Source organism: Streptomyces sp. NPDC127108, assembly GCF_042677545.1.
Lineage (GTDB): Bacteria > Actinomycetota > Actinomycetes > Streptomycetales > Streptomycetaceae > Streptomyces.
Window position 1 is genome coordinate 146,962 of the sequence record NZ_JBHXTE010000005.1, and the last position, 23,299, is coordinate 170,260.

Here is a 23,299-nt window from a genome sequence, read left to right on the forward strand (position 1 = left end):
GACTGCCGGGGCGTCGCCGACGACCGAGGCGAGTTCGCGCCGCAGGTACCCGGCGAGGGCCGGTCCGGTCGGCTGGTCGAACACGACGGTGGTGGGCAGGCGCAGACCGGTCACGACCGCGAGCTGGTTGCGCAGTTGCAGCGCGGTCAGGGAGTCCAGGCCGAGCTGGGTGAGGGTACCGGAGACGTCGAGACCGTCCGGCGCGTAGCCGAGGACGGCCGCCACCTGGTCGCGGACGAGGCGCAGCAGTTCCCGCTCCTGCTCCTCCTCCGTGAGGCCCGCGAGGCGCCGCGTCAGCGGCTCCTCGTCCGCCGCGGCCGCCCTGGTGACGCGCGGGCGGACAAGGCCGCGCAGCAGCGCCGGCACGTCGTCGGGTCCGCCGCGCAGGGCACCGGCCTCCAGCCGCATCGGCACCAGGACCGCCTCGTCGGCGGCGCAGCCGAGGTCGAACAGGGCGAGGCCCTGTTCCTCGGTCAGGCCCGCGACGGCGGACCGGGACATCCGGGCCACGCCGGTCCCCGCGAGGTGTCCGGTCATCTCGCTCGCCGTCTCCCACAGGCCCCACGCCAGTGAGGTCGCGGGCAGCCCCGCGGCCCTGCGGTGCTGGGCCAGCGCGTCCAGGAACGCGTTGGCCGCCGCGTAGTTGCCCTGGCCGGGGCCGCCGAGGATGCCCGACACCGAGGAGAACAGGACGAACGCCGTCAGGTCCAGGTCGCAGGTCAGCTCGTGCAGGTGCCAGGCCGCGTCGACCTTGGGCCGGAACACGCCGTCGATCTGATCGGGTGTCAGCGAACCGATCGTGGCGTCGTCGAGGACGCCCGCGGAGTGCACGACGCCGGTCAGCGGGTGGTCCAGGGGCACCGCGGCGAGCAGCTCCGCGAGCGCCTCCGGGTCGGTGACGTCGCAGGCGGCGAGGGTGACGTGCGCGCCCAGGCCGGTCAGTTCCGCGCGGAGTTCGTCGGCGCCGGGTGCGGCGGCGCCGCGGCGGCTCGCGAGGACGAGGTGCCGGACGCCGTGCTCGGTCACCAGGCGCCGGGTGACGAGGCCGCCGATCATGCCGGTGGCGCCGGTCACCAGGACGGTGCCGCCGGGCGCGAACACGAGCGGTGACTCCGTGTCGGACGGCCGCGAGCGGGCGAGCCGCGGCACCAGCGGGTCACCGGCGCGCACCGCGGCCTGCGGCTCGGCGGCGGTGAGGACGGCGGGCAGCGCGGCCCAGGACGCGTCGGTCCCGTCCACGTCGACCAGCGCGAACCGGTCGGGCATCTCGGACTGCGCCGACCGGATCAGGCCCCACACCGCCGCGTCGGCGACGTCGGGCACGTTCTCGTCGGGTCCGGTCGCGACGGCCCCGCTGGTCACGAAGACCAGGCGGGAATCGAGGAACCGGTCGTCGGCCAGCCACTCCTGAGCGAGCCGCAGCGCGCGCAGGGCGGCGGTACGGGCGCCGGAGACCGGCTCCGCGTCGTCCTGGGCGAACGGGACGACGACCAGCTCCGGCACCCCGGCCCCGGCGAGGGCCGTCAGGTCGGCGTGCTCCTCGACGGTGACGCCGGACGCCGCGAGGCCCGCACCGGCCTTCAGGTCGTCCGGGCCGACGACCGCGAGCGCGCGGGCGGGAGCGTGGGCGGCCGCACGGGTCGGCGCGGCCACCCACTCCAGCCGGAACAGCGCGTCGCGGTGGCGCGCACCCCACTGTTCCGCGGCGATCGGCCGCAGGACGAGGGATGCGACCGTCGCCAGGGGGTGTCCCTGGGCGTCGGTCAGTTCCAGGCAGACGGCGTCGGTTCCGGCCGGGGTGAGCCGGACGCGCGCCGCTGTGGCACCGGTCGTGTGCCAGCGGATCCCGCTCCAGGAGAACGGGAGCCGGGGCCGACCGGCGTCTTCGACGAGGCCGCCGAGCATGCAGGCGTGCAGCGCGGCGTCGAGCAGCGCGGGGTGGAGGCCGAACGACGCGGCGTCCCCGTGCTGTTCCTCGTCCAGTTCGATCTCGGCGTACACGGCGTCCTCGCCGCGCCACGCCGACTTCAGGCCCTGGAAGGCCGGGCCGTAGAAGAGGCCGGTCTCCTCCAGGCGTTCGTAGAGGCCGTCGAGGTCGACGGGTTCGGCGTCGGCGGGCAGCCAGTCCGCTTCCGGGGCCGGGGCGGTGGTGGCTCCGGGGGCTCCGGCTGCTCCGGCCGTGAGGAAGCCGGTGGCGTGCCGCGTCCAGTCGGTGCCGGCGGCCGGGTCGTCCGGGCAGGAGTCGATGCTCAGCGTCCGGCGGCCTGAGCCGTCGTCGCCGCCGACCGTCACCCGCAGCCGTACGCCGCCGCGTTCGGGCAGCACAAGCGGTGCGGCGAGGGCCAGTTCCTCCACCTCGTCCAGGCCGAGCCTGCCGCCCGCGGCGAGCGCGACCTCCGCGAAGGCCGTGCCGGGCAGCAGGGTCGTCCGGGCGACGGCGTGGTCGGCGAGCCACGGGTGGGTGTCCGTGCCCAGCCTTCCGGTGCACACCAGGCCCTGCCCGTCGGCGAGTTCCACGACGGCGCCGAGCAGCGGGTGGTCCGCGCCCGCGAGGCCGAGCCCACCGGCCGCCTCGTCGGAGCGCAGGTCGCGAGGGGCGTCCAGCCAGTAGGACGTGTGCTGGAACGCGTACGTGGGCAGGTCGACGCGCCGCGCGCCACGCCCGGCGAAGAACGCCTCCCAGTCCGCCCGCACCCCGCGCGTGCACAGCTGCGCCACCGCGGCGGCCACCGCGGACTCCTCCGTGCGATCGCCGTGCAGCACCGGTACGAACGCCGCGTCGGGCGCGGACTCCAGACCCAGCGCCGACAGCGTCCCGCCGGGGCCGACCTCGACGAACGTGGCCACGCCCTGGGCCACGAGGGTGTCGACGGCGGCGCCGAACCGGACGGACTCGCGGACGTGCCGGACCCAGTAGTCCGGGGAGGTCAGCTCCTCGGCGGTCGCCTTCGTGCCGGTCAGCGTCGACACGATGGGAAGCGTCGGCTCCCCGTACGAAACGCCGTCGAGGACCGCGCGGAAGTCGTCGAGCATCGGGTCCATCAGGGGCGAGTGGAACGCGTGGCTGACCTTCAGCCGGGTCGCCTTGCGGCCCGCCTCACGCCACCGCTCCGCTACCGCCTCGACGTCAGCGGCCACACCGGAGACGACCACCGAGTTAGGACCATTAACCGCGGCAATACCCACCGACTCCGGCAGATCCGAAGCGACTTCGGACTCCGTCGCCTGGATGGCCACCATCGCGCCGCCGTCGGGCAGGGCCTGCATGAGCGCACCGCGTGCCGACACGACCCTGACGGCATCCGCCAGCGACCAGACACCCGCCACATGTGCGGCAGCCAACTCACCGATCGAGTGCCCGGCCAGCACATCCGGCCGCACACCCCACGACTCAAGAAGCCGGAACAACCCCACCTCGACCGCGAACAACGCAGGCTGCGTCACCCCCGTCTCATTCAGCGCCTCGGCATCCTCACCGAACAGCACCTCACGCACCCGCGGCTCGAACTCCGCAAGCACAGCATCCAGCGCATCCCCGAACACCGGGAAACGAGCGGCAAGTTCATGCCCCATGCCGAGGCGCTGCGACCCCTGACCCGAGAACAGGAAGCCCACACCACCCGCGGCGACAGCCCCCGTGTACAGGCCGGGGAACGGCTGTCCCTCGGCCAGCGCCGTCAGCCCCTCCAGGAGCGCCGCGCGGTCGTCCGCCACGACGACGCCCCGGTGGTCGAGAGCCGACCGCGTCGTCACCAGGGAGTACGCGACGTCCGTCACGCCGACCCCCGGCTCGTCCGCGAGCTGCTCCCGCAGCCGGAGCGCCTGCCCCCGCAACGCCTGCGCGTTCTGGGCGGACAGGACCACCGGCACCGGACCGACCGGCGAGGCGGCGGGGGCGGGCGCCTCGGCCTCCGGGGCCTGCTCGATGATGGTGTGCGCGTTGGTGCCGCTCACGCCGAACGACGACACACCCGCGCGGCGCGGACGACCGGTCTCCGGCCACGAACGGGGCGCCGTCAGGACCTCGACCGCGCCCGCGGTCCAGTCGACGTGGGGCGAGAGCTGGTCGACGTGCAGGGTGCGGGGCAGCTCCGCGTGGCGCAGCGCCATCACCATCTTGATCACTCCGGCGACACCGGCCGCCGCCTGGGAGTGGCCGATGTTCGACTTCAGCGAGCCGAGCCACAGCGGGTCACCGGCACGGTCCTGGCCGTAGGTGGCGAGGAGTGCCTGCGCCTCGATCGGGTCGCCGAGCGAGGTGCCGGTGCCGTGCGCCTCGACGGCGTCCACGTCGGACGGCGTCAGGCCCGCGTGGGCGAGTGCCTGCCGGATGACCCGCTCCTGCGAGGGGCCGTTCGGGGCGGTGAGGCCGTTGGACGCGCCGTCCTGGTTGACCGCCGAACCGCGTACGACGGCAAGGACCTTGTGGCCGTTGCGGCGGGCGTCGGAGAGCCGTTCGAGGACGAGCATGCCGACGCCCTCGCCCAGGCCGGTGCCGTCCGCGGCGGCGGAGAACGCCTTGCAGCGGCTGTCCGGGGCCAGGCCGCGCTGGCGGCTGAACTCCACGAAGGCCCCCGGGCTCGCCATCACGGTCACGCCGCCCGCGAGGGCCAGCTCGCACTCGCCGGAGCGCAGCGCCTGTGCGGCCAGGTGCATGGCGACCAGCGACGACGAGCAGGCCGTGTCCACACTGACGGCGGGCCCTTCCAGGCCGAACGTGTAGGAGAGGCGGCCGGAGGCGACGCTGCCCGAGCTGCCGAACCCGAGCTGGCCTTCGAGGCCTTCCGGGGACCGCGTGAGCCGGGCGGCGTAGTCGTTGTACATCACGCCCGCGAACACGCCGGTCGTGCTGCCGCGCAGTGACCTCGGTTCGATGCCGGCCCGCTCGATGGCCTCCCAGGAGGTCTCCAGGAGCAGGCGCTGCTGCGGGTCGACCGCGAGGGCCTCGCGCGGCGACATGCCGAAGAACGCCGGGTCGAACTCGGCGGCGTCGTGCAGGAAGCCGCCCGTGCGGACGGTGCTGGTGCCGGTGTTCTCGGGGTCGGGGTCGTAGAGCGACTCCACGTCCCAGCCCCGGTTGTCGGGGAAGTCGGTGATCGCGTCCCGGCCTTCGGCGACCAGTCGCCACAGGTCCTCGGGCGAGCGCACGCCGCCGGGGTAGCGGCAGCTCATGCCGATGATCGCGATCGGCTCGTCGTCGGCGGCGGCTCCGCGGACGACCGCCGCCGCCGTGTCCTGGTCGCCGAGCAGCCTGGAGCGCAGGCGGCCCGCGAGCGCCAGGGGCGTCGGGTAGTCGAAGACCAGGGTCGCGGGCAGCCGCAGGCCGGTGGCGGCGTCGAGCCGGTTGCGCAGTTCGACGGCGGTGAGCGAGTCGAATCCGAGGTCGCCGAAGGAGCGTTCCGGTTCCACCTCGGCGGCGGACGCGTGGCCGAGGACGGCGGCGACGGAGGTGCGGACGATGTCGAGCAGCGCCGGGAGGCGCTCGTTCTCCGGGAGGTCCGCGACGCGTGCCGCGAGGCCCCCTTCGGCCTTGGCGGTCTCGGGGCGGGCCGTGCGCACCAGGGCGCGCAGCAGTGGCGGGACGGTGTCGGGGCGGGCCCGCAGCGGTGCCAGGTCGAGGCGCATGGGGACGGCCACGGGTGCGGGCAGCGCGAGGGCGGCGTCGAAGAGGCGCAGGCCCTCCTCGGCGGACAGCGCGGTGGCGCCGGCGCGGGCGAGACGGCCGCGGTCGGTCTCGGCGAGGTCGTCGGTCATGCCGCTCGCGTCCGCCCACAGGCCCCAGGCCAGGGAGGTCGCGGGCAGACCCTGGGCGCGCCGGTGCTGGGCGAGCGCGTCGAGGAACGCGTTGGCCGCGGCGTAGTTGCCCTGGCCGGGGTTGCCGAACGTGCCTGCCGCCGACGAGAAGAGGACGAAGGCCGTCAGGTCCAGGTCGCGGGTCAGCTCGTGCAGGTTCCAGGCAGCGTCGACCTTCGGCCGGAACACGGTGTCGATCCGCTCCGGCGTCAGCGAGCCGATGACGCCGTCGTCCAGGACGCCCGCCGCGTGCACGACGGCCGTCACGGGGTGCTCGGCGAGGAGCGCCGCCACCGCGTCCCGGTCCGCCACATCACACGCGACGGCGACGATGTCGGCACCTAGGCCCACCAACTCCTCGTACAGCTCACCGACTTGACCACGCCTGCTCGCCAGGACGAGCCGCCGTACGCCATGCCGCTGCACCAGGTGCCGCGCCACCAACCCGCCGAGCGTTCCGCTCGCACCGGTCACCAGGACCGGTCCGGTGCCGAAGGCAGGGGCCGTCGGCTCCTCGGGGCGGGCCCGTACGAGCCTCGGGGCAAGGAGTTCACCGGCGCGCAGGGCCAGTTGGGGCTCGTCGGTCGCGACGGCGGCGGGCAGCGCGTGGGCGGAGGCGGCGAGGAGGTCGACGTCGACGAGGACGAAGCGGCCGGGGTGCTCGGCCTGGGCCGCGCGTACGAGGCCCCACACGGGCGCGTTGGCCAGGTCGGGGACTTCCTCGTCGGGGCCCGCCGCCACGGCGCCGCCGGTGACGAACACCAGCCGCGCCGAGGCGAACCGGTCGTCGGCGAGCCACTCCTGCACCAGGGCGAGGGCCCAGTGCGCGGCCTCTCCGGCGTTCGCGGCCGAGGGCACGGGGGCGAACACGAGGTCCGGCACGTCGTCCTCGGCCAACGTGTCCAGGTCCGGGCACGACCTGACCGGCTCGGCGATGTCCGCCTGGGCGAAGCCGCGTCCGAGGACGGCCCAGCGGACCTGAGTCGATGCGGCGGGGCGCACCCGCGTCCAGTCGACGCGGAACAGCGAGTCCAGGCGGCCGCTGGTGAGGCCGTCCGTCGTCAGGGGACGCAGGGACAGCGCCTCGACCGAGGCGACGGGGGTGCCCGCGGCGTCGGTCAGGTCGATCGCGACGCCCGCGGTGCCCGCCGGGGACAGGCGGCCGCGCAGCGTGGTCGCGCCGCCGCTGTGCAGCCGCACGCCGTTCCAGGAGTACGGCAGGTGCAGCCGCTCGGTGTCGGTGACGAAGGTGCCGAGCCCGATGGCGTGCAGCGCGGAGTCGAGGAGCGCGGGGTGCAGACCGAAGGAGCCCGCGGCGTCCTGCTCGGGCAGTTCCACCTCGACGAACACCTCGTCGTCGCGGCGCCACGCGGCGCGCAGGCCGCGGAACGCGGGCCCGTAGCCGAGCCCGGACGCGGCGAGGTCGTCGTAGCGCCCTTCGAGGTCGACGCGTTCGGCGCCCGCGGGCGGCCAGGCCTCCCCGCCCGCCGCGGCACCGGTCGCCGGGACGGCCTCGCCTGCCGTGAGCGTGCCGGTGGCATGCCGCGTCCACGGCTCGCTGTCCGGGTCGTCGTCGGGTGCGTCGTCGGCCCTGGAGTGGACGCTCACCGCGCGGCGCCCCGACTCGTCCGGCGCGCCGACGGACACCTGGAGCCGCACCGCGCCGTCCTCGGGGAGGACCAGGGGCGCCGCCAGCGTCAGTTCCTCGACGTGGTCGAGCCCGACCTGGTCGCCCGCCCTGATGGCCAGTTCCACGAACGCGGCGCCCGGCACGAGGACGACGCCGCCGACGGTGTGGTCGGCCAGCCACGGGTGGGTGGCGAGGGACAGCCTGCCGGTGAGCAGGGCGCCCTCCTCGTCGGCGAGGGTGACGGCGGCGCCGAGGAGCGGGTGGTCGGCGGGCCGCAGGCCCACCGAGGCCACGTCCCCGGCGTGCGCGCCCGCGTCCAGCCAGTAACGGGCGCGCTGGAAGGGGTAGGTGGGCAGGTCGGTCCGCCGGGCGTCGCGGCCCGCGAACACCGCCTCCCAGTCGACGGCGACGCCCCGCACGTGCAGCGCGGCGACCGCCGAGGTCAGCGTGGCTCCCTCGGGCCGGTTCGCGCGTGCGGCGGCCACGAGCAGCGCGCCCTCGTCGGCGCAGTCGCGGCCCGCCGCGGTGAGGACCGCGTCGGGGCCGAGCTCCAGGAAGTGCGTGACGCCGTGCCCGGTCAGGCAGCGCACGCCGTCGAGGAACCGCACGTCCTCGCGGACGTGCCGCACCCAGTGCTCGGGGTCGCGCGCCTGCTCCGGGGTGAGCACGGCGCCGGTGAGGGTGGACACGACGGGGATGCCGGGCGTGCCGTAGTCGATGGTCCGGGCGACGGCGCGGAAGTCCGCGAGGACGGCGTCCACGTGCGGGGAGTGGAACGCGTGGCTGACCTTCAGGTAGCGGGTCTTGCCGCCGCGCTCCCGCCAGACCGCGTCGATCGCGGCCACGGCGTCGGCGTCGCCCGCGACCACCGTGGACTCGGGGCCGTTGACGGCCGCGATGTCCACCGTGCCGCCGTGTGCGGCGACCAGGCCGCGGACGGTGTCCTCGTCGGCGCGCAGCGACAGCATCACGCCGCCCTCGGGCAGCGCCCCCATCAGCCTGCCGCGGGCGGCGACCAGTTTGCAGGCGTCGGCGAGGGAGAACACGCCGGACACGTGGGCGGCCGCCAGTTCGCCGATGGAGTGCCCGGCGAGGAACTGCGGGGCGAGGCCCCACTGGGTGACGAGGCGGAACAGGGCCACCTCGATCGCGAACAGCGCGGGCTGCGTGTACGTGGTCTGGTCGAGCAGGCCACCGGCGGTGTCGGACTCGGGTCCGGGCTCGGCGAAGAGCACGTCCCACAGCGGCCGGTCCAGGTGCGGGTCCAGGCCCGCGCAGACCTCGTCGAGCGCCTTCGCGAAGACGGGGAACTCCCGGTACAGCTCGCGGCCCATGCCGACGCGCTGGCTGCCCTGTCCGCTGAACAGGAACGCGAGCTTGCCGCGCGTGCCGACCGTGCCGCGCACCAGGTGCGGCGCCTCACCGTCGGCGGCGAGGGCCTCGAGGCCGCGCAGCAGCTCGGCGCGGTCCGCGCCGACGACGGCGGCTCGGTGCTCGAGTGCGGTACGGCTCACGGCCAGGGAGTAGCCGATGTCCACCGCCGGTACGTCGTTGCCGTCCAGGTGGGACAGGAGGGCGGCGGCGCGCTCGCGCAGCGCGGCGGGGTCGTTGCCGGAGAGGATCCACGGCAGGGCGTCGGCGCGGACCGGGTCGACGGGTGCCTCGGCCGCCTCGTCGTCGGGTTCCGGGGCCGGGGCCTGTTCGAGGATGACGTGGGCGTTGGTGCCGCTGATGCCGAACGACGACACCGCCGTGCGACGCGGCTGCCCCGTCTCCGGCCACGGCCGCCCCTCGGTGAGCAGTTCCACGGCGCCCGCCGACCAGTCGACGTGCCGGGAGCGCTCGCCGACGTGCAGGGTCGGCGGCAGGACGCCGTGCCGCATCGCCATGACGGACTTGATGACTCCGGCGACACCGGCCGCGGCCTGGGTGTGGCCGACGTTGGACTTCACCGACCCGAGCCACAGCGGCTCACCGGCGCGCTCCTGGCCGTACGTGGCGAGCAGGGCCTGTGCCTCGATGGGGTCGCCGAGCGTGGTGCCGGTGCCGTGCGCCTCGACCGCGTCGACCTGCGCCGCGGTGAGTCCGGCGCTGTCGAGGGCCTGCCGGATCACGCGCTGCTGCGAGGGGCCGTTGGGCGCGGTCAGGCCGTTGGACGCGCCGTCCTGGTTGACCGCCGAACCGCGTACGACGCCCAGGACGGGGTGGCCGTTGCGGCGGGCGTCGGAGAGGCGCTCCAGGAGCAGCATGCCGGCGCCCTCGCCCCAGCCGGTGCCGTCGGCGCTCTCGGAGAACGACTTGCACCGGCCGTCGGCGGCGAGACCGCGCTGCTGGCTGAAGCCGATGAACGTGTCCGGCGTCGCCATCACGGTGACGCCGCCCGCGAGGGCGAGCCCGCACTCGCCCGAGCGCAGCGCCTGGGCCGCCAGGTGCATGGTGACCAGGGAGGACGAGCAGGCGGTGTCCACCGTGACGGCGGGCCCCTCCAGCGCGAACGTGTACGACACGCGCCCGGAGGCGACGCTGCCGAAGCTGCCGGTGCCGAGGAAGCCGGCCACTTCCTCCGGCACCGACCGCAGCCGGGACGCGTAGTCGTGGTACATCACTCCGGCGAACACGCCCGTCCTGCTGCCGCGCAGCGTCGCCGCGTCGATCCCGGCCCGCTCGAAGGCCTCCCACGACGTCTCCAGGAGGAGGCGCTGCTGCGGGTCCATGGCGAGGGCCTCGCGCGGCGATATCCCGAACAGGCCGGGGTCGAACTCGGCGGCGTCGTGCAGGAATCCGCCCTCCCTGCGGAACTCCCGGTCGGGGTCCTCGGGGTCGGTCAGCTCGACGTCGCCCCAGCCCCGGTCGGCGGGGAACGCCGTCACGCCGTCCCTGCCGTGTGCGACCAGTTCCCACAGGTCCTCGGGCGAGCGCACGCCGCCGGGGTAGCGGCAGCTCATGCCGATGATCGCGATCGGCTCCTGCTCGCCCTCCTCGACCTCGCGCAGCCGCCGACTGGTCTCGCGCAGGTCGGCGGTGACCCGCTTCAGGTAGTGGCGGAGCTTCTCTTCGTTGTTCATGCGGTCTCTACTCCAGGAAAACGTTCGAGCAAGTGGGTTGGCCGGGCGGGTCAGGAGATGCCGAACTCCTTGCCGAGCAGTTCGAAGACCTCGTCGTCCGTCGCGTCGTCGAGGTCGTCGGACGCCGCCGCGTCGACGTCGGCACGGCTGTCGCGCCACGCGGCCAGGAGCGCCGAGAGGCGGGCGCCCACCTGGTCGTCCTCGTCGTCGCCGGGCTTGACCGCGGCGAGGCTCGCCTCGATGCGGCTCAGTTCGGCGAGCAGCGGCGCCACGCTGCCGGGTTCCTCGACGGCGAGCCCATCTTCGAGGAGTCCGACCAGGTCGAGCGGGGTCGGGTAGTCGAAGATGAGGGTGGCGGGCAGCCGCAGGCCCGTGGCCGCGCCGAGCCGGTTGCGCAGCTCGACCGCCGTGAGCGAGTCGAAGCCGAGCTCCGTGAACGCGCGCCGTTCGTCCACTTCCTCCGCGCCGGACAGCGCGAGGACGGCGGCGACGTGGGCGCACACGAGGTCCACGAGGGCGGAGGGACGCTCGGACGCGGGCAGCGCCGCGAGCCGGTCCCGGAGCGCGGCGGCCGGGTCGAGCCCGGTCTCCGCGGCCCTGCGGGTCGTCGTGCGCACGAGGCCGCTGAACACCGGGGGTACCTGCGGGAGTTCGCGTACGGCGCGCAGGTCGAGGCGCATCGGTACGACGACCGGGTCCGCCCCGAGGGCCACCGCGTCGAACAGCTCCAGGCCCTCCTCGGGGGTGAGGCCCGCGGTCCCGGTGTCGGCCATCCGGGCGCCCATGCCGTCCCCGCCGGACCACAGGCCCCAGGCCAGGGAGGTCGCGGGCAGGCCCTGGGCGCGCCGGTGCTGGGCGAGCGCGTCGAGGAACGCGTTGGCCGCGGCGTAGTTGCCCTGGCCCGGGTTGCCGAGGGTGCCCGCGGCGGACGAGAACAGCACGAAGGCCGTCAGGTCCAGGTCGCGGGTCAGCTCGTGCAGGTTCCAGGCAGCGTCGACCTTCGGCCGGAACACGGTGTCGACCTGCTCCGGCGTGAGCGAGCCGATCGTGCCGTCGGCGAGCACACCGGCGGTGTGCACGACGGCCGTCACGGGGTGCTCGGCGAGGAGCGCCGCCACCGCGTCCCGGTCCGCCACATCACAGGCCACGGTGTCGACGTCGGCACCGAGGCCCACCAACTCCTCGTACAGCTCACCGACTTGACCACGCCTGCTGGCCAGGACGAGTCGCCGTACGCCATGGCGCTCCACCAGGTGCCGCGCCACCAACCCGCCGAGCGTGCCGCTGGCACCGGTCACCAGGACCGGTCCGGTGCCGAAGGCCGGAGCCTGCGACTCCTCCTCCGCCTCGGCGGGACGGACCCGTGCGAGCCTCGGCGCGAACGACTCGCCGCCGCGCACGGCCAGTTCGGGTTCCGAGCTGGTGAGGGCGGGCTTCCAGCCGTTCTCGTCGTCGACGTCGACGAGCACGACGCGGCCGGGGTTCTCCGACTGTGCCGTACGCACCAGACCCCACACCGCGGCCGCGGCCAGGTCCGGCACGTCCTCACCGGCTCCGACGGCCACAGCGCCACGGGTCACGAGGACCAGGCGCGAGGTCTCGCAGCGTTCGTCGGCGAGCCAGCCCCGCACCAGCTCCAGGACGGCGAGGACCCCGGGACGTACGGCGTCCGCGTCATCGGTGGCAGCGGACTCCGCGCACCGCACCACGACGTTGTCCGGCAGCAACTCGCCCGCGTCCAGCTCCGACCGCACAGCGGCCCAGTCCGCGAACTCCGCCACCGAACCGACGCTCCCGCCCGACGGCACCGAGGCAGGTGCCCAGTCGAGCCGGAACAGCGACTCCCAGCTCCGCCGGGACAGCGCGGCCGTGACCGGCCGCAGGACCAGCGAGTCGATCGAGACGACCGGAGCACCGGCTCCGTCCACAACGGTCAGCGCCACCCCGTCGGTGCCCGCGGGCGCCAGCCGCGCCCGCAGCGCCGTCGCGCCGGTGGCGTGCAGCCGCACACCCGACCACGAGAACGGCAGCCTGCCGGGACCGTCGCCTTCACCCATCAGGCCGATGGCGTGCAGCGCCGCGTCGAGCAGCGCCGGGTGCAGACCGAATCCGCCCGCTTCGACGCCCTCGGGCAGGGCGACTTCGGCGAACACTTCCTCGCCCTTGCGCCAGGCGGCCCGCAAGCCCTGGAACACCGGCCCGTAACCGAACCCACCGTCGGACATCCGGTCGTAGAGCCCGTCCAGATCCACGGCCTCCGCCCCGGCGGGCGGCCAGACACCGGCATCGACCAGCGGCACCTCAGCGCCGCCCGTGAGGGCGCCGCTCGCGTGCCGCACCCACACATCCCCGTCGTCCTCACGCGCGTGCACCGTCACCGGACGCCGACCAGACGCATCCGGTACGCCGACCCGCACCTGCACCCGCACACCACCACGCTCAGGCACCACCAACGGCGCCTCCAACGTCAACTCCTCCACCACATCGCACCCGACCTGATCACCGGCACGCACCGCCAGCTCCAGGAACGCCGTACCGGGCAGCAGAACCGAACCCTGGATCGCGTGATCGGCCAGCCACGGGTGGGTTCCCATCGACAGCCGCCCCGTGAACAGGACGGTGTCGTCGTCGGCGAGCGCGACCGCGGCGCCGAGCAGCGGGTGGTCGGCGGAGCCGAGTCCGAGCCCGGTGGCGTCCGTGGCGGGCCGCAGGCTCGTGTCGGGCCAGAACCGCTGGTACTGGAAGGCGTACGTCGGCAGGTCGACGGCGTGGCCGCTGCCCGCGTAGTAGGCGTTCCAGTCGACGCGCACGCCGCGTACGTCCAGTTCGGCGAGCGCGGTCATGACGGCGCCGTCCTCCGGCCGGTCGCCGCGCAGCACCGGCACGAAGGCCGCGTCCGGCAGGGACTCCTGTCCCAGCGCCGAGAGCACGCCGCCGGGGCCGACCTCGACGAGGACGTCCGCGCCCATGTCGACCACGGCGTCGGCGAACCGCACGGACTCGCGCACGTGCCGCACCCAGTACTCCGGCGCGCCCAACTCCGCCCCGGAGACCGGCTTGCCGGTCAGCGTGGACACGATCGGGATCACCGGCGCCTCATAGGACACCTCCGCCAGGACCGCGCGGAAGTCGTCGAGCATCGGCTCCATGAGCGGGGAGTGGAACGCGTGGCTCACCTTGAGCCGGGTCGCCTTGCGGCCCGCTTCGCGCCACCGCTCCGCGACCGCTTCCACATCGGCGGCCACACCGGAGATGACGACCGAGTTAGGACCATTAACCGCCGCAATACCCACCGACTCCGGCAAGCCCTCAGCCATGACCTCGGCCTCGGACGCCTGGACGGCGACCATCGCGCCACCAGTCGGCAGCGCCTGCATCAACGCACCGCGTGCGGCCACCACCTTCACGGCGTCCGCCAGCGACCAGACACCGGCCACATGGGCCGCGGCCAACTCACCGATCGAGTGCCCGGCCAGCACATCCGCCCGCACACCCCACGACTCAAGAAGCCGGAACAACGCCACCTCGACCGCGAACAGCGTGGGCTGCGTCACCCCCGTCTCGTTCAGCGCCTCGGCATCCTCACCGAACAGCACCTCACGCACCCGCGGCTCGAACTCCGCAAGCACCTCGTCAAGCGCCGCCCCGAACACCGGGAAGCGGGCGGCAAGTTCACGGCCCATCCCGAGCCGCTGCGAACCCTGGCCCGAGAACAGGAAGCCGACCCGGCGCTCGTAGGCGACACCGCGTACGACTCCGCTGTTCAGCCGTCCCTCGACGGCGTCGTCGAGTCCGGCGAGGAGGTCGGCCGAGTCCCGTCCGACGACGGCGAGCCGGTGTTCGAACCCGGCCCGCGAGGTCGCGAGGGTGCGGGCGACGTCCGCCGGGGCGAGGTCGGGCCGCGCGGTCAGGTGGTCGCGCAGCCGTACCGCCTGGTCGTGCAGCGCGCTCTCGGTGCGTCCCGAGACCAGCCACGGACCGAGCGGCGCCGCCTCGGCGGCCTGCGGCGCGTCGTCGTCCGGCGCGGACTCGATGATGACGTGCGCGTTGGTGCCGCTGAAGCCGAAGGACGACACACCGGCCCTGCGGGGCCGGTCCGTCCGCGGCCAGGGCCGCGCCTCGGTGAGGAGTTCCACGGCGCCCGCGGACCAGTCGATGTGCGGCGAGGGCTCGCCGACGTGCAGCGTCTTCGGCAGCAGGCCGTGGCGCATGGCCATGACCGTCTTGATGACGCCGCCCACGCCGGCTGCGGCCTGGGTGTGGCCGATGTTCGACTTGAGGGAACCCAGCCAGAGCGGGTCCCCGGCGCGGTCCCGCCCGTAGGTGGCGAGCAGTGCCTGCGCCTCGATCGGGTCGCCGAGCGTCGTACCCGTGCCGTGTGCCTCGACCGCGTCCACGTCGGACGTGGCGAGACCCGCGCTCGCGAGCGCCTGGCGGATCACTCGCTGCTGCGAGGGACCGTTCGGGGCGGTGAGGCCGTTGGACGCGCCGTCCTGGTTCACGGCCGAGCCGCGGACCACCGCGAGCACCTGGTGCCCGTTGCGCCGCGCGTCCGAGAGGCGTTCCAGCACGAGCATGCCGACGCCCTCGCCCCAGCCGGTGCCGTTGGCGTCCGTGGAGAACGAGCGGCACCGGCCGTCCGGCGAAAGCCCCTGCTGGCGGCTGAAGTCGATGAAGGCGGAGGGCGTCGCCATCACGGTGACACCACCGGCGAGGGCCAGTTCGCACTCACCCGAGCGCAGCGCCTGAGCAGCCAGGTGCAGGGCCACCAGGGACGACGAGCAGGCCGTGTCCACGGTCATCGCGGGCCCTTCCATCCCGAACACGTAGGACACGCGGCCGGACGCGACGCTGCCCGCGTTGCCCGTGCCGAGGAAGCTCTCGACACCCTCGGGCACGCCGTGCAGCTGGGAGGCGTAGTCGTGGTACATGACGCCCGCGAACACGCCGGTCGCGCTGCCACGCACCGACTTGGGGTCGATGCCGGCCCGCTCGAAGGCCTCCCAGGAGGTCTCCAGGAGGAGCCGCTGCTGCGGGTCCATGGCGAGGGCCTCGCGCGGCGAGATGCCGAAGAAGCCCGGGTCGAACCGGTCCGCGTCGTGCAGGAAGCCGCCCTCGCGGGTGTAGGAGCTGCCGACCCGCTCGCCCGCCGGGTCGTACAGGGACTCCACGTCCCAGCCGCGCCCGGTCGGGAACTCGGTGATGCCCTCGGCCTCGTCGACGAGCAGGCGCCACAGGTCCTCGGGGGTGTTCACGCCGCCGGGGTAGCGGCAGCTCATGCCGACGATCGCGATCGGCTCGTCGGTCACGGCCGCGACCGCGACCGCGCCGGTGGCCGGTGCGGGGGCGGCTGCGCCGGCGAGTTCGACGCCGACGAACGCGGCGATCGCCGCGGGGGTCGGGTAGTCGAAGATCATCGTGGCGGGCAGTCGCAGGCCTGTGGCCGTACCGAGGCGGTTGCGCAGGTCGACGGCGGTCAGCGAGTCGAAGCCAAGCTCCGTGAACGCCTGCCCTGCCGCGACCTCCTCGGGTCCGGCGTGGCCGAGCACCACGGCGGCCTGGGTGCGGACAAGGTCCAGGAGCACGCGCTCGCGCTCGTCCTCGGCCAGCGGCGCGAGCCGGTCGCGGAGCGCGGCGGCCGGGTCGGCCCCGCTTCCCGCGGCCCTGCGGCTCGTCGTCCGCACGAGGCCGCTGAACACCGGCGGCACCTGCGGGAGTTCGCGTACGGCACGCAGGTCGAGCCGCATCGGTACGACGACCGGCTCGGTCCCGGAGACCGCGGCGTCGAACAGCGCGACGCCTTCGTCCGCGGACAGGCCGGTCGCGGCGGACTGGGCCACGCGGGCGCCCATGCCGTCGGCCCACAGGCCCCACGCCAGGGAGGTCGCGGGCAGGCCCTGGGCGCGCCTGCGCCGGGCCAGACCGTCGAGGAACGCGTTGGCCGCCGAGTAGTTGCCCTGGCCGGGCCCGCCCAGCGTGCCCGCCACGGACGAGAACAGCACGAAGGCCGTCAGGTCCAGGTCGCGGGTCAGCTCGTCCAGGTGCCGGGCCGCGTCGACCTTCGGCCGGAACACGGTGTCGACCTGCTCCGGCGTGAGCGAGCCGATCGTGCCGTCGGCCAGCACACCGGCGGTGTGCACGACGGCGGTCACCGGGTGCTCGGCCAGGAGCGTCGCCAGGGCGTCCCGATCGGCGACGTCGCAGGCCGCGTACGTCACCTCGGCGCCCTGCGCGATCAGTTCGTCGCGCAGTTCCTCGGCGCCCTCGGCCGCGATGCCTCGCCTGCTGGCCAGGACGAGGCGGCCGACTCCGTGGCTGCCGACGAGGTGCCGGGCGACCAGGCCGCCCAGCGCGCCCGACGCGCCTGTCACCAGGACCGAGCTGTCCGGTCCGAACGCCGGGTCCGTGCCGGGCTCCGGCCGCACCCGCGCGAGGCGGGCCACGTGCGCGCGTCCGTCCCGCACGACGATCTGGGGTTCTCCGGTGGTGAGCACCGGCTGCCAGCCGCTCTCGTCGGCGTTGTCGGTGTTGTCAGCGTCGTCGACATCGACGAGCACGATGCGGTCGGGGTTCTCCGCCTGTGCCGTACGCACCAGACCCCACACCGCGGCCGCGGCCAGGTCCGGCACGTCCTCACCGGACTCGACAGCCACCGCGCCACGGGTGACAAGGACCAGGCGCGAGGCCGCGGAGCGATCGTCGGCCAGCCAGCCCCGCACCAACTCCAGTGCGGCCAGGACCTGTCCACGTACCGCGTCGACGCCCTCGGTGTCATCGGTGTCACCGGTCCCGGCGCACCGCACCACGACGTTGTCCGGCAGCGACTCCCCCGCGTCCAGCTGCGACCGCACGGCGGCCCAGTCCGCGAACTCCGCCAGCGAGCCGGCGTTCCCGGCCGACGCCGGGGCGGGCACCCAGTCCAGGCTGAACAGGGATTCCCAGCCCTGCCGGGACAGCGCGGCCGTGACCGGACGCAGGACCAGCGAGTCGATCGAGGCCACGGGAGCACCGGCTCCGTCGGCCACGGCGAGCGCCACCCCGTCGGTGCCCGCGGGCGCCAGCCGCACCCGCAGCGCCGTCGCGCCGGAGGCGTGCAGCCGCACGCCCGACCACGAGAACGGCAGCCTGCCAGGACCGTCGCCTTCGCCCATCAGGCCGATGGCGTGCAGCGCCGCGTCGAGCAGCGCCGGGTGCAGGCCGAATCCCTCCACGCCCACACCGTCCGGCAGGGCGACCTCGGCGAAGACCTCCTCGCCCTTGCGCCAGGCGGCCCGCAGCCCCTGGAACACCGGCCCGTAACCGAACCCACCGTCAGCCATCCGGTCGTAGAGCCCGTCCAGATCCACGGCCTCCGCCCCGGCGGGCGGCCACACTCCGGCATCGGCCGACGGTACTTCCGCACCGTCCAGCAGCACGCCGCTCGCGTGCCGGACCCACACATCCCCGTCGTCCTCACGCGCGTGCACCGTCACCGGACGCCGACCGGACACATCCGGCACACCGACCCGCACCTGCACCCGCACACCACCACGCTCAGGCACCACCAGCGGCGCCTCCAACGTCAACTCCTCCACCACATCGCACCCGACCTGATCACCGGCACGCACCGCCAGCTCCAGGAACGCCGTACCGGGCAACAGAACCGAACCCTGGATCGCGTGATCGGCCAGCCACGGGTGGGTCTCGACCGACAACCGGCCGGTGAAGAGCTGCCCGTCCGTGTCGGCCGTGTCGACGACCGCGCTAAGCAGCGGGTGGTCGGCCGCGCCGAGACCCGCCGCGTCGAGGTCGCCCGCGGAGACTCCGGCGTCGAGCCAGTAGCGCTTCCGCTGGAACGCGTACGTCGGCAGGTCGACGCGCCGCGCGCCACGACCGGCAAAGAACGCCTCCCAGTCCACTCGCACACCGTGCGTGGCCAGTTGGGCAACCGCGGTGGTCAGCGCGGTCTCCTCCGGACCGTCGCCCCGCAACACGGGTACGAAGACCGTGTCCGGCGCGCACTCCTGACCCAGCGCCGAGAGGACGCCGCCGGGCCCGACCTCGACGAACGTGACCATGCCCTGGGCCACGAGGGTGTCGACGGCGTCGGCGAACCGCACGGACTCCCGCACGTGCCGCACCCAGTACTCCGGCGAGATCAGCTCCGCCGTGGCGGCCGCCTTGCCGGTCAGCGTGGACACGATCGAAATCGCGGGCGCCTCGTAGGACACCTCCGCCAGGACCGCGCGGAAGTCGTCGAGCATCGGCTCCATCAGGGGTGAGTGGAACGCGTGGCTGACCTTGAGCCGGGAGATCTTCCGGCCCGCCTCACGCCAGCGCTCCGCGACGGTCTCCACATCAGCGGCAACACCGGAGACGACGACCGAGTTAGGACCATTAACCGCCGCGATACCCACCGACTCCGGCAAGACCTCAGCCGTGACCTCCGCCTCGGACGCCTGGATCGCGACCATGGCTCCGCCCTCGGGTAGCGCCTGCATCAGCGCACCACGCGCCGACACGACCCTGACGGCATCCGCCAGCGACCAGACACCCGCGACGTGCGCGGCGGCCAGCTCACCGATCGAGTGCCCCGCGAGGACGTCGGGCCGCACACCCCACGACTCAAGGAGGCGGAACAACGCGACCTCGACCGCGAAGAGCGCGGGCTGCGTGACCCCGGTCTCGTTCAGCGCCTCGACGTCCTCGCCGAACAGCACCTCCCGCACCGACGGGTCGAACGCGGCGAGCACCTCGTCCAGCGCCTCGGCGAACACCGGGAAACGGGCGGCCAGTTCGCGGCCCATTCCCAGACGCTGCGACCCCTGACCCGAGAACAGGAAGCCCACGCCGCCCGTGGCGACGGACCCCGTGTGCAGGCCCGGGAAGGGGCGCTCCTCGGCCAGCGCCGTCAGCCCGTCCAGGAGCGCCGCGCGGTCCTCCGCCACGACGACGGCACGGTGGTCGAAGGCGGACCGGGTCACGGCCAGCGAGTAGGCGACGTCGAGGACGCCGGTCCCGGGCTCGCCCGCGACGTGGTCCCGCAGGCGCCGTGCCTGCTCGCGCAGCGCGTCCGTGCTCCTGGCGGACAGCGGCCACGGCACGACGCCGTCGGCCGGTGCCGGAACGTGGTCGTCGCCCGGGACCTGCTCGATGATGGTGTGCGCGTTGGTGCCGCTCACGCCGAAGGACGACACGCCCGCGCGGCGCGGGCGCCCGGTCTCCGGCCACGAACGGGCCTCGGTGAGCAGTTCGACGTCACCGGCGGACCAGTCCACCTGCGACGTCGGCTCGCCGACGTGGAGGGTCGGCGGCAGCACTCCGTGCCGCATCGCCATGACCATCTTGATGATGCCGGAGACACCGGCGGCGGCCTGGGTGTGGCCGATGTTCGACTTGATCGAGCCGAGCCACAGGGGCTCACCGGCACGGTCCTGGCCGTAGGTGGCGAGCAGGGCCTGGGCCTCGATCGGGTCGCCGAGCGTCGTACCCGTGCCGTGCGCCTCGACCGCGTCCACGTCGGACGTGGCGAGACCCGCGCTCGCGAGCGCCTGGCGGATCACTCGCTGCTGCGAGGGACCGTTCGGGGCGGTGAGGCCGTTGGACGCGCCGTCCTGGTTCACCGCCGAACCCCGTACGACCGCGAGGACCTTGTGGCCGTTGCGGCGGGCGTCCGATAGGCGCTCCACGAGCAGCATGCCGACGCCCTCGCCCCAGCCCGTGCCGTCCGCGCTGTCGGAGAACGACTTGCACCGGCCGTCGGCGGCCAGACCCCGCTGACGGCTGAAGTCCACGAACGTGCCCGCCGTGGCCATCACCGCGACGCCGCCCGCGAGCGCCAGCTCGCACTCGCCCGACCGCAGCGCCTGCACCGCCATGTGCAGCGCGACGAGGGACGACGAGCAGGCGGTGTCGACCGTCACCGCGGGGCCCTCGAGGCCCAGCATGTAGGCGACGCGGCCGGACGCGACACTGCCGGACGCACCGGTGCCCAGATAGCCCTCCACGTCCTCCGGCACGGAACGCAGCCGCGCCGCGTAGTCGTGGTACATCAGGCCCGCGTACACACCGGTGGCACTGCCCCGCACGGACTCCGGGGCGATCCCGGCCCGTTCGAACGCCTCCCAGGAGGCTTCGAGGAGCAGCCGCTGCTGCGGGTCCATGGCGAGGGCCTCGCGCGGCGAGATGCCGAAGAACGCCGGGTCGAACTGGTCGGCGTCGTAGAGGAAGCCGCCTTCGCGTGCGTACGACGTGCCGATGTGGTCCGGGTCCGGGTGGTACAGCCTCGCCAGGTCCCAGCCGCGGTTGTCGGGGAAGTCGCCGATGGCGTCGGTGCCGTCGAGGACGAGCTTCCACAGGTCCTCGGGCGAGTTGACGCCGCCGGGGTAGCGGCAGCTCATGCCGACAATGGCGATCGGCTCGTCGGTGATCGCGGCCACCGTGCGGGTGGTCGCCGCGACGACCGGGGCGCCCGCCAGCTCGGAGCCGAGGAACGCGGCGACCGCCGTGGGGGTCGGGTGGTCGAAGACCAGGGTCGCGGGCAGGCGCAGTTCGGTGACCGCGTTGAGGTTGTTGCGCAGTTCGACGGCGCTGAGCGAGTCGAAGCCGACCTCCCGGAAGGCGCGGTCGGGTGCGACGGCGTGCGCCGAGCTGTGGCCGAGGACCATGGCCACGTGTTCGAGGACGAGGTTCAGGAGTGTCTTCTCGCGCTCCGCGTCGGTCAGTCCGGCCAGCGACGCGGCCAGTGCCGAACCCTCGACGGCCGCGCGCTCGACGGTCCTGCGGACGGTGCCGCGCACCAGGCCGCGCAGGACGACCGCCACCGGGTGGGAACGCGCCTGCCGGTGCAGTCCGGGCAGGTCGAGCGGTACCGGCGCGAGGACGGCGCGGCCGGTGGTGCCCGCCGCGTCGAACAGGGCGAGCCCTTGGGCCGTGCGCAGGGGAATCAGGCCGCCCCTGCTCATGCGCTTCACGTCGGCTTCGTCGAGCTGACCGCTCATGCCGCTGGCCTCGGCCCACAGGCCCCACGCGAGGGATGTGGCGGGCAGGCCCGCGGAGCGGCGGTGCTGGGCGAGCGCGTCCAGGAAGGTGTTCGCGGCCGCGTAGTTGCCCTGTCCGGGGCCACCGAACACACCGGAGGCGGACGAGAACAGCACGAACGCCGTCAGGTCGAGGTCGCGGGTCAGCTCGTGCAGGTGCCAGGCCGCGTCGACCTTGGGCCGGAACACGGTGTCGATGCGGTCCGGGGTGAGGGAACCGATCGTGGCGTCGTCGAGGACACCCGCCGTGTGCACGACGGCGGTCACCGGGTGCTCGGCGAGCAGCTCGGCCAGCGCGTCGCGGTCGGCGACGTCGCAGGCCGCGTACGTCACCTCGGCGCCCTGCGCCGTGAGTTCGGCGCGCAGTTCCTCGGCGCCCTCGGCCGCGATGCCACGACGGCTCACGAGGAGCAGGTTGCGTACGCCTCGCTCCGCGACCAGGTGCCGGGCGACCAGACCGCCCAGCGTGCCGGTGGCGCCGGTGACCAGCACCGCGCCCTCGCCGAAGCCGGGGTCGGCCACGGCGGACCGCTCGGCCCTGGCCAGGCGCGGCACGCTGATCGCACCTGCGCGCACGGCGAGTTGGGGCTCGCCGGTGGCCAGCGCGGCGGGCAGCGCGTCGAGAGAGGCCGCCTCGTCGTCGAGGTCGACGAGCACGATCCGGTCGGGGTTCTCCGACTGGGCCGCGCGCACCAGGCCCCACACGGCGGCGTGCGCGAGGTTCTGCACGTCCTCGTCGGCCGTGGTGGCGAGCGCGCCCTTGGTCACGACGACCAGGCGGGCCGCGTCGAAGCTCTCGTCCGTCAGCCATGTCTGGACCGCGTCGAGGGCCCAGTGCGCCGCCTCGTGCGCCGAGGCCACCGGGTCGGACCCGGACGGTTCCGGGCACGGCAGGACCACGTAGTCGGGCAGTTCCGCCGACGGCGGCAGCGAGTCGGTCCACTCCGTCGTCGGGAGGTCTCCCTCAACCGGCGACACGGGCGCCCAGTCCACGCCGAACAGCGCGTCGCTGAGCTCGTCACCGGCCAGCTGTTCCTGCGAGACGGGCCGGATCACCAGCGAGTCGACCGTGGCCACCGGGGCGCCCGCCCCGTCCGCGATCGCCAGCGCCACCCGGTCTGGGCCGGAGGACGTCAGCCGCACCCGCAGCAGCTCCGCGCCGGAGGCGTGCAGCCGCACACCCGACCACGCGAACGGCAACCGGCCGACCCCGTCGGCATCCCCGGACAGACTGATGGCGTGCAGGGCCGCGTCAAGGAGCGCCGGGTGCAGCCCGAAGCCGTCGGCCTTCACGCCCTCGGGCAGCGCGACCTCGGCGTACACCTCACTGCCGTTGCGCCAGACGGCCTTCAGGCCCTGGAACACCGGCCCATAGCCGAAGCCGCCCTCGACCATGTGGTCGTAGAAGCCGTCGAGGTCGACGGTCTCGGCCCCGGTCGGCGGCCACTCGGCCAGAGAGGCGCCGCCGCGGGTTCGGCCGCCCGCGCGGAGCACACCGATGGCGTGCCGGGTCCACGGCCGGCCGTCGTCGATGTCGCCCTCGGCGGAGTGGAGGGTCAGCTCGCGCCTGCCGGACTCGTCCTCGGCGCCGACCCACACCTGCACCCGCACCACGCCGTTCTCGGGCACCACGAGGGGCGCCTCCAGCGTCAGTTCCTCGACCACGTCGCAGCCGACCTGATCACCCGCGCGGACCGCCAGCTCCAGGAACGCCGTTCCGGGCAGCAGGATCGAGCCGAGCACGGCGTGGTCGGCCAGCCACGGGTGGGTCCGCACCGAAAGACGGCCGGTGA

The 23,299-nt window shown here is 74.3% G+C and carries 1 protein-coding gene and 1 pseudogene (1 of these 2 cut by a window edge); both read right to left on the reverse strand.

Going from position 1 to position 23,299, the window contains the following annotated elements; all coding sequences use genetic code 11:
• Window positions 1-10,542 (reverse strand): annotated as a pseudogene (locus tag ACFVHO_RS06390) (type I polyketide synthase); the annotation flags it as partial.
• Window positions 10,539-23,299 carry the 3' portion of an SDR family NAD(P)-dependent oxidoreductase gene (locus ACFVHO_RS06395; RefSeq protein WP_385710821.1) on the reverse strand. The gene runs 8,002 nt beyond the window's last position, so only the last 12,761 of its 20,763 coding nucleotides appear in the window; its start codon lies beyond the right edge, outside the window — the gene reads right to left on this strand; the stop codon is at window positions 10,539-10,541. The pseudogene ACFVHO_RS06390 and the gene ACFVHO_RS06395, both read right to left, overlap by 4 nt.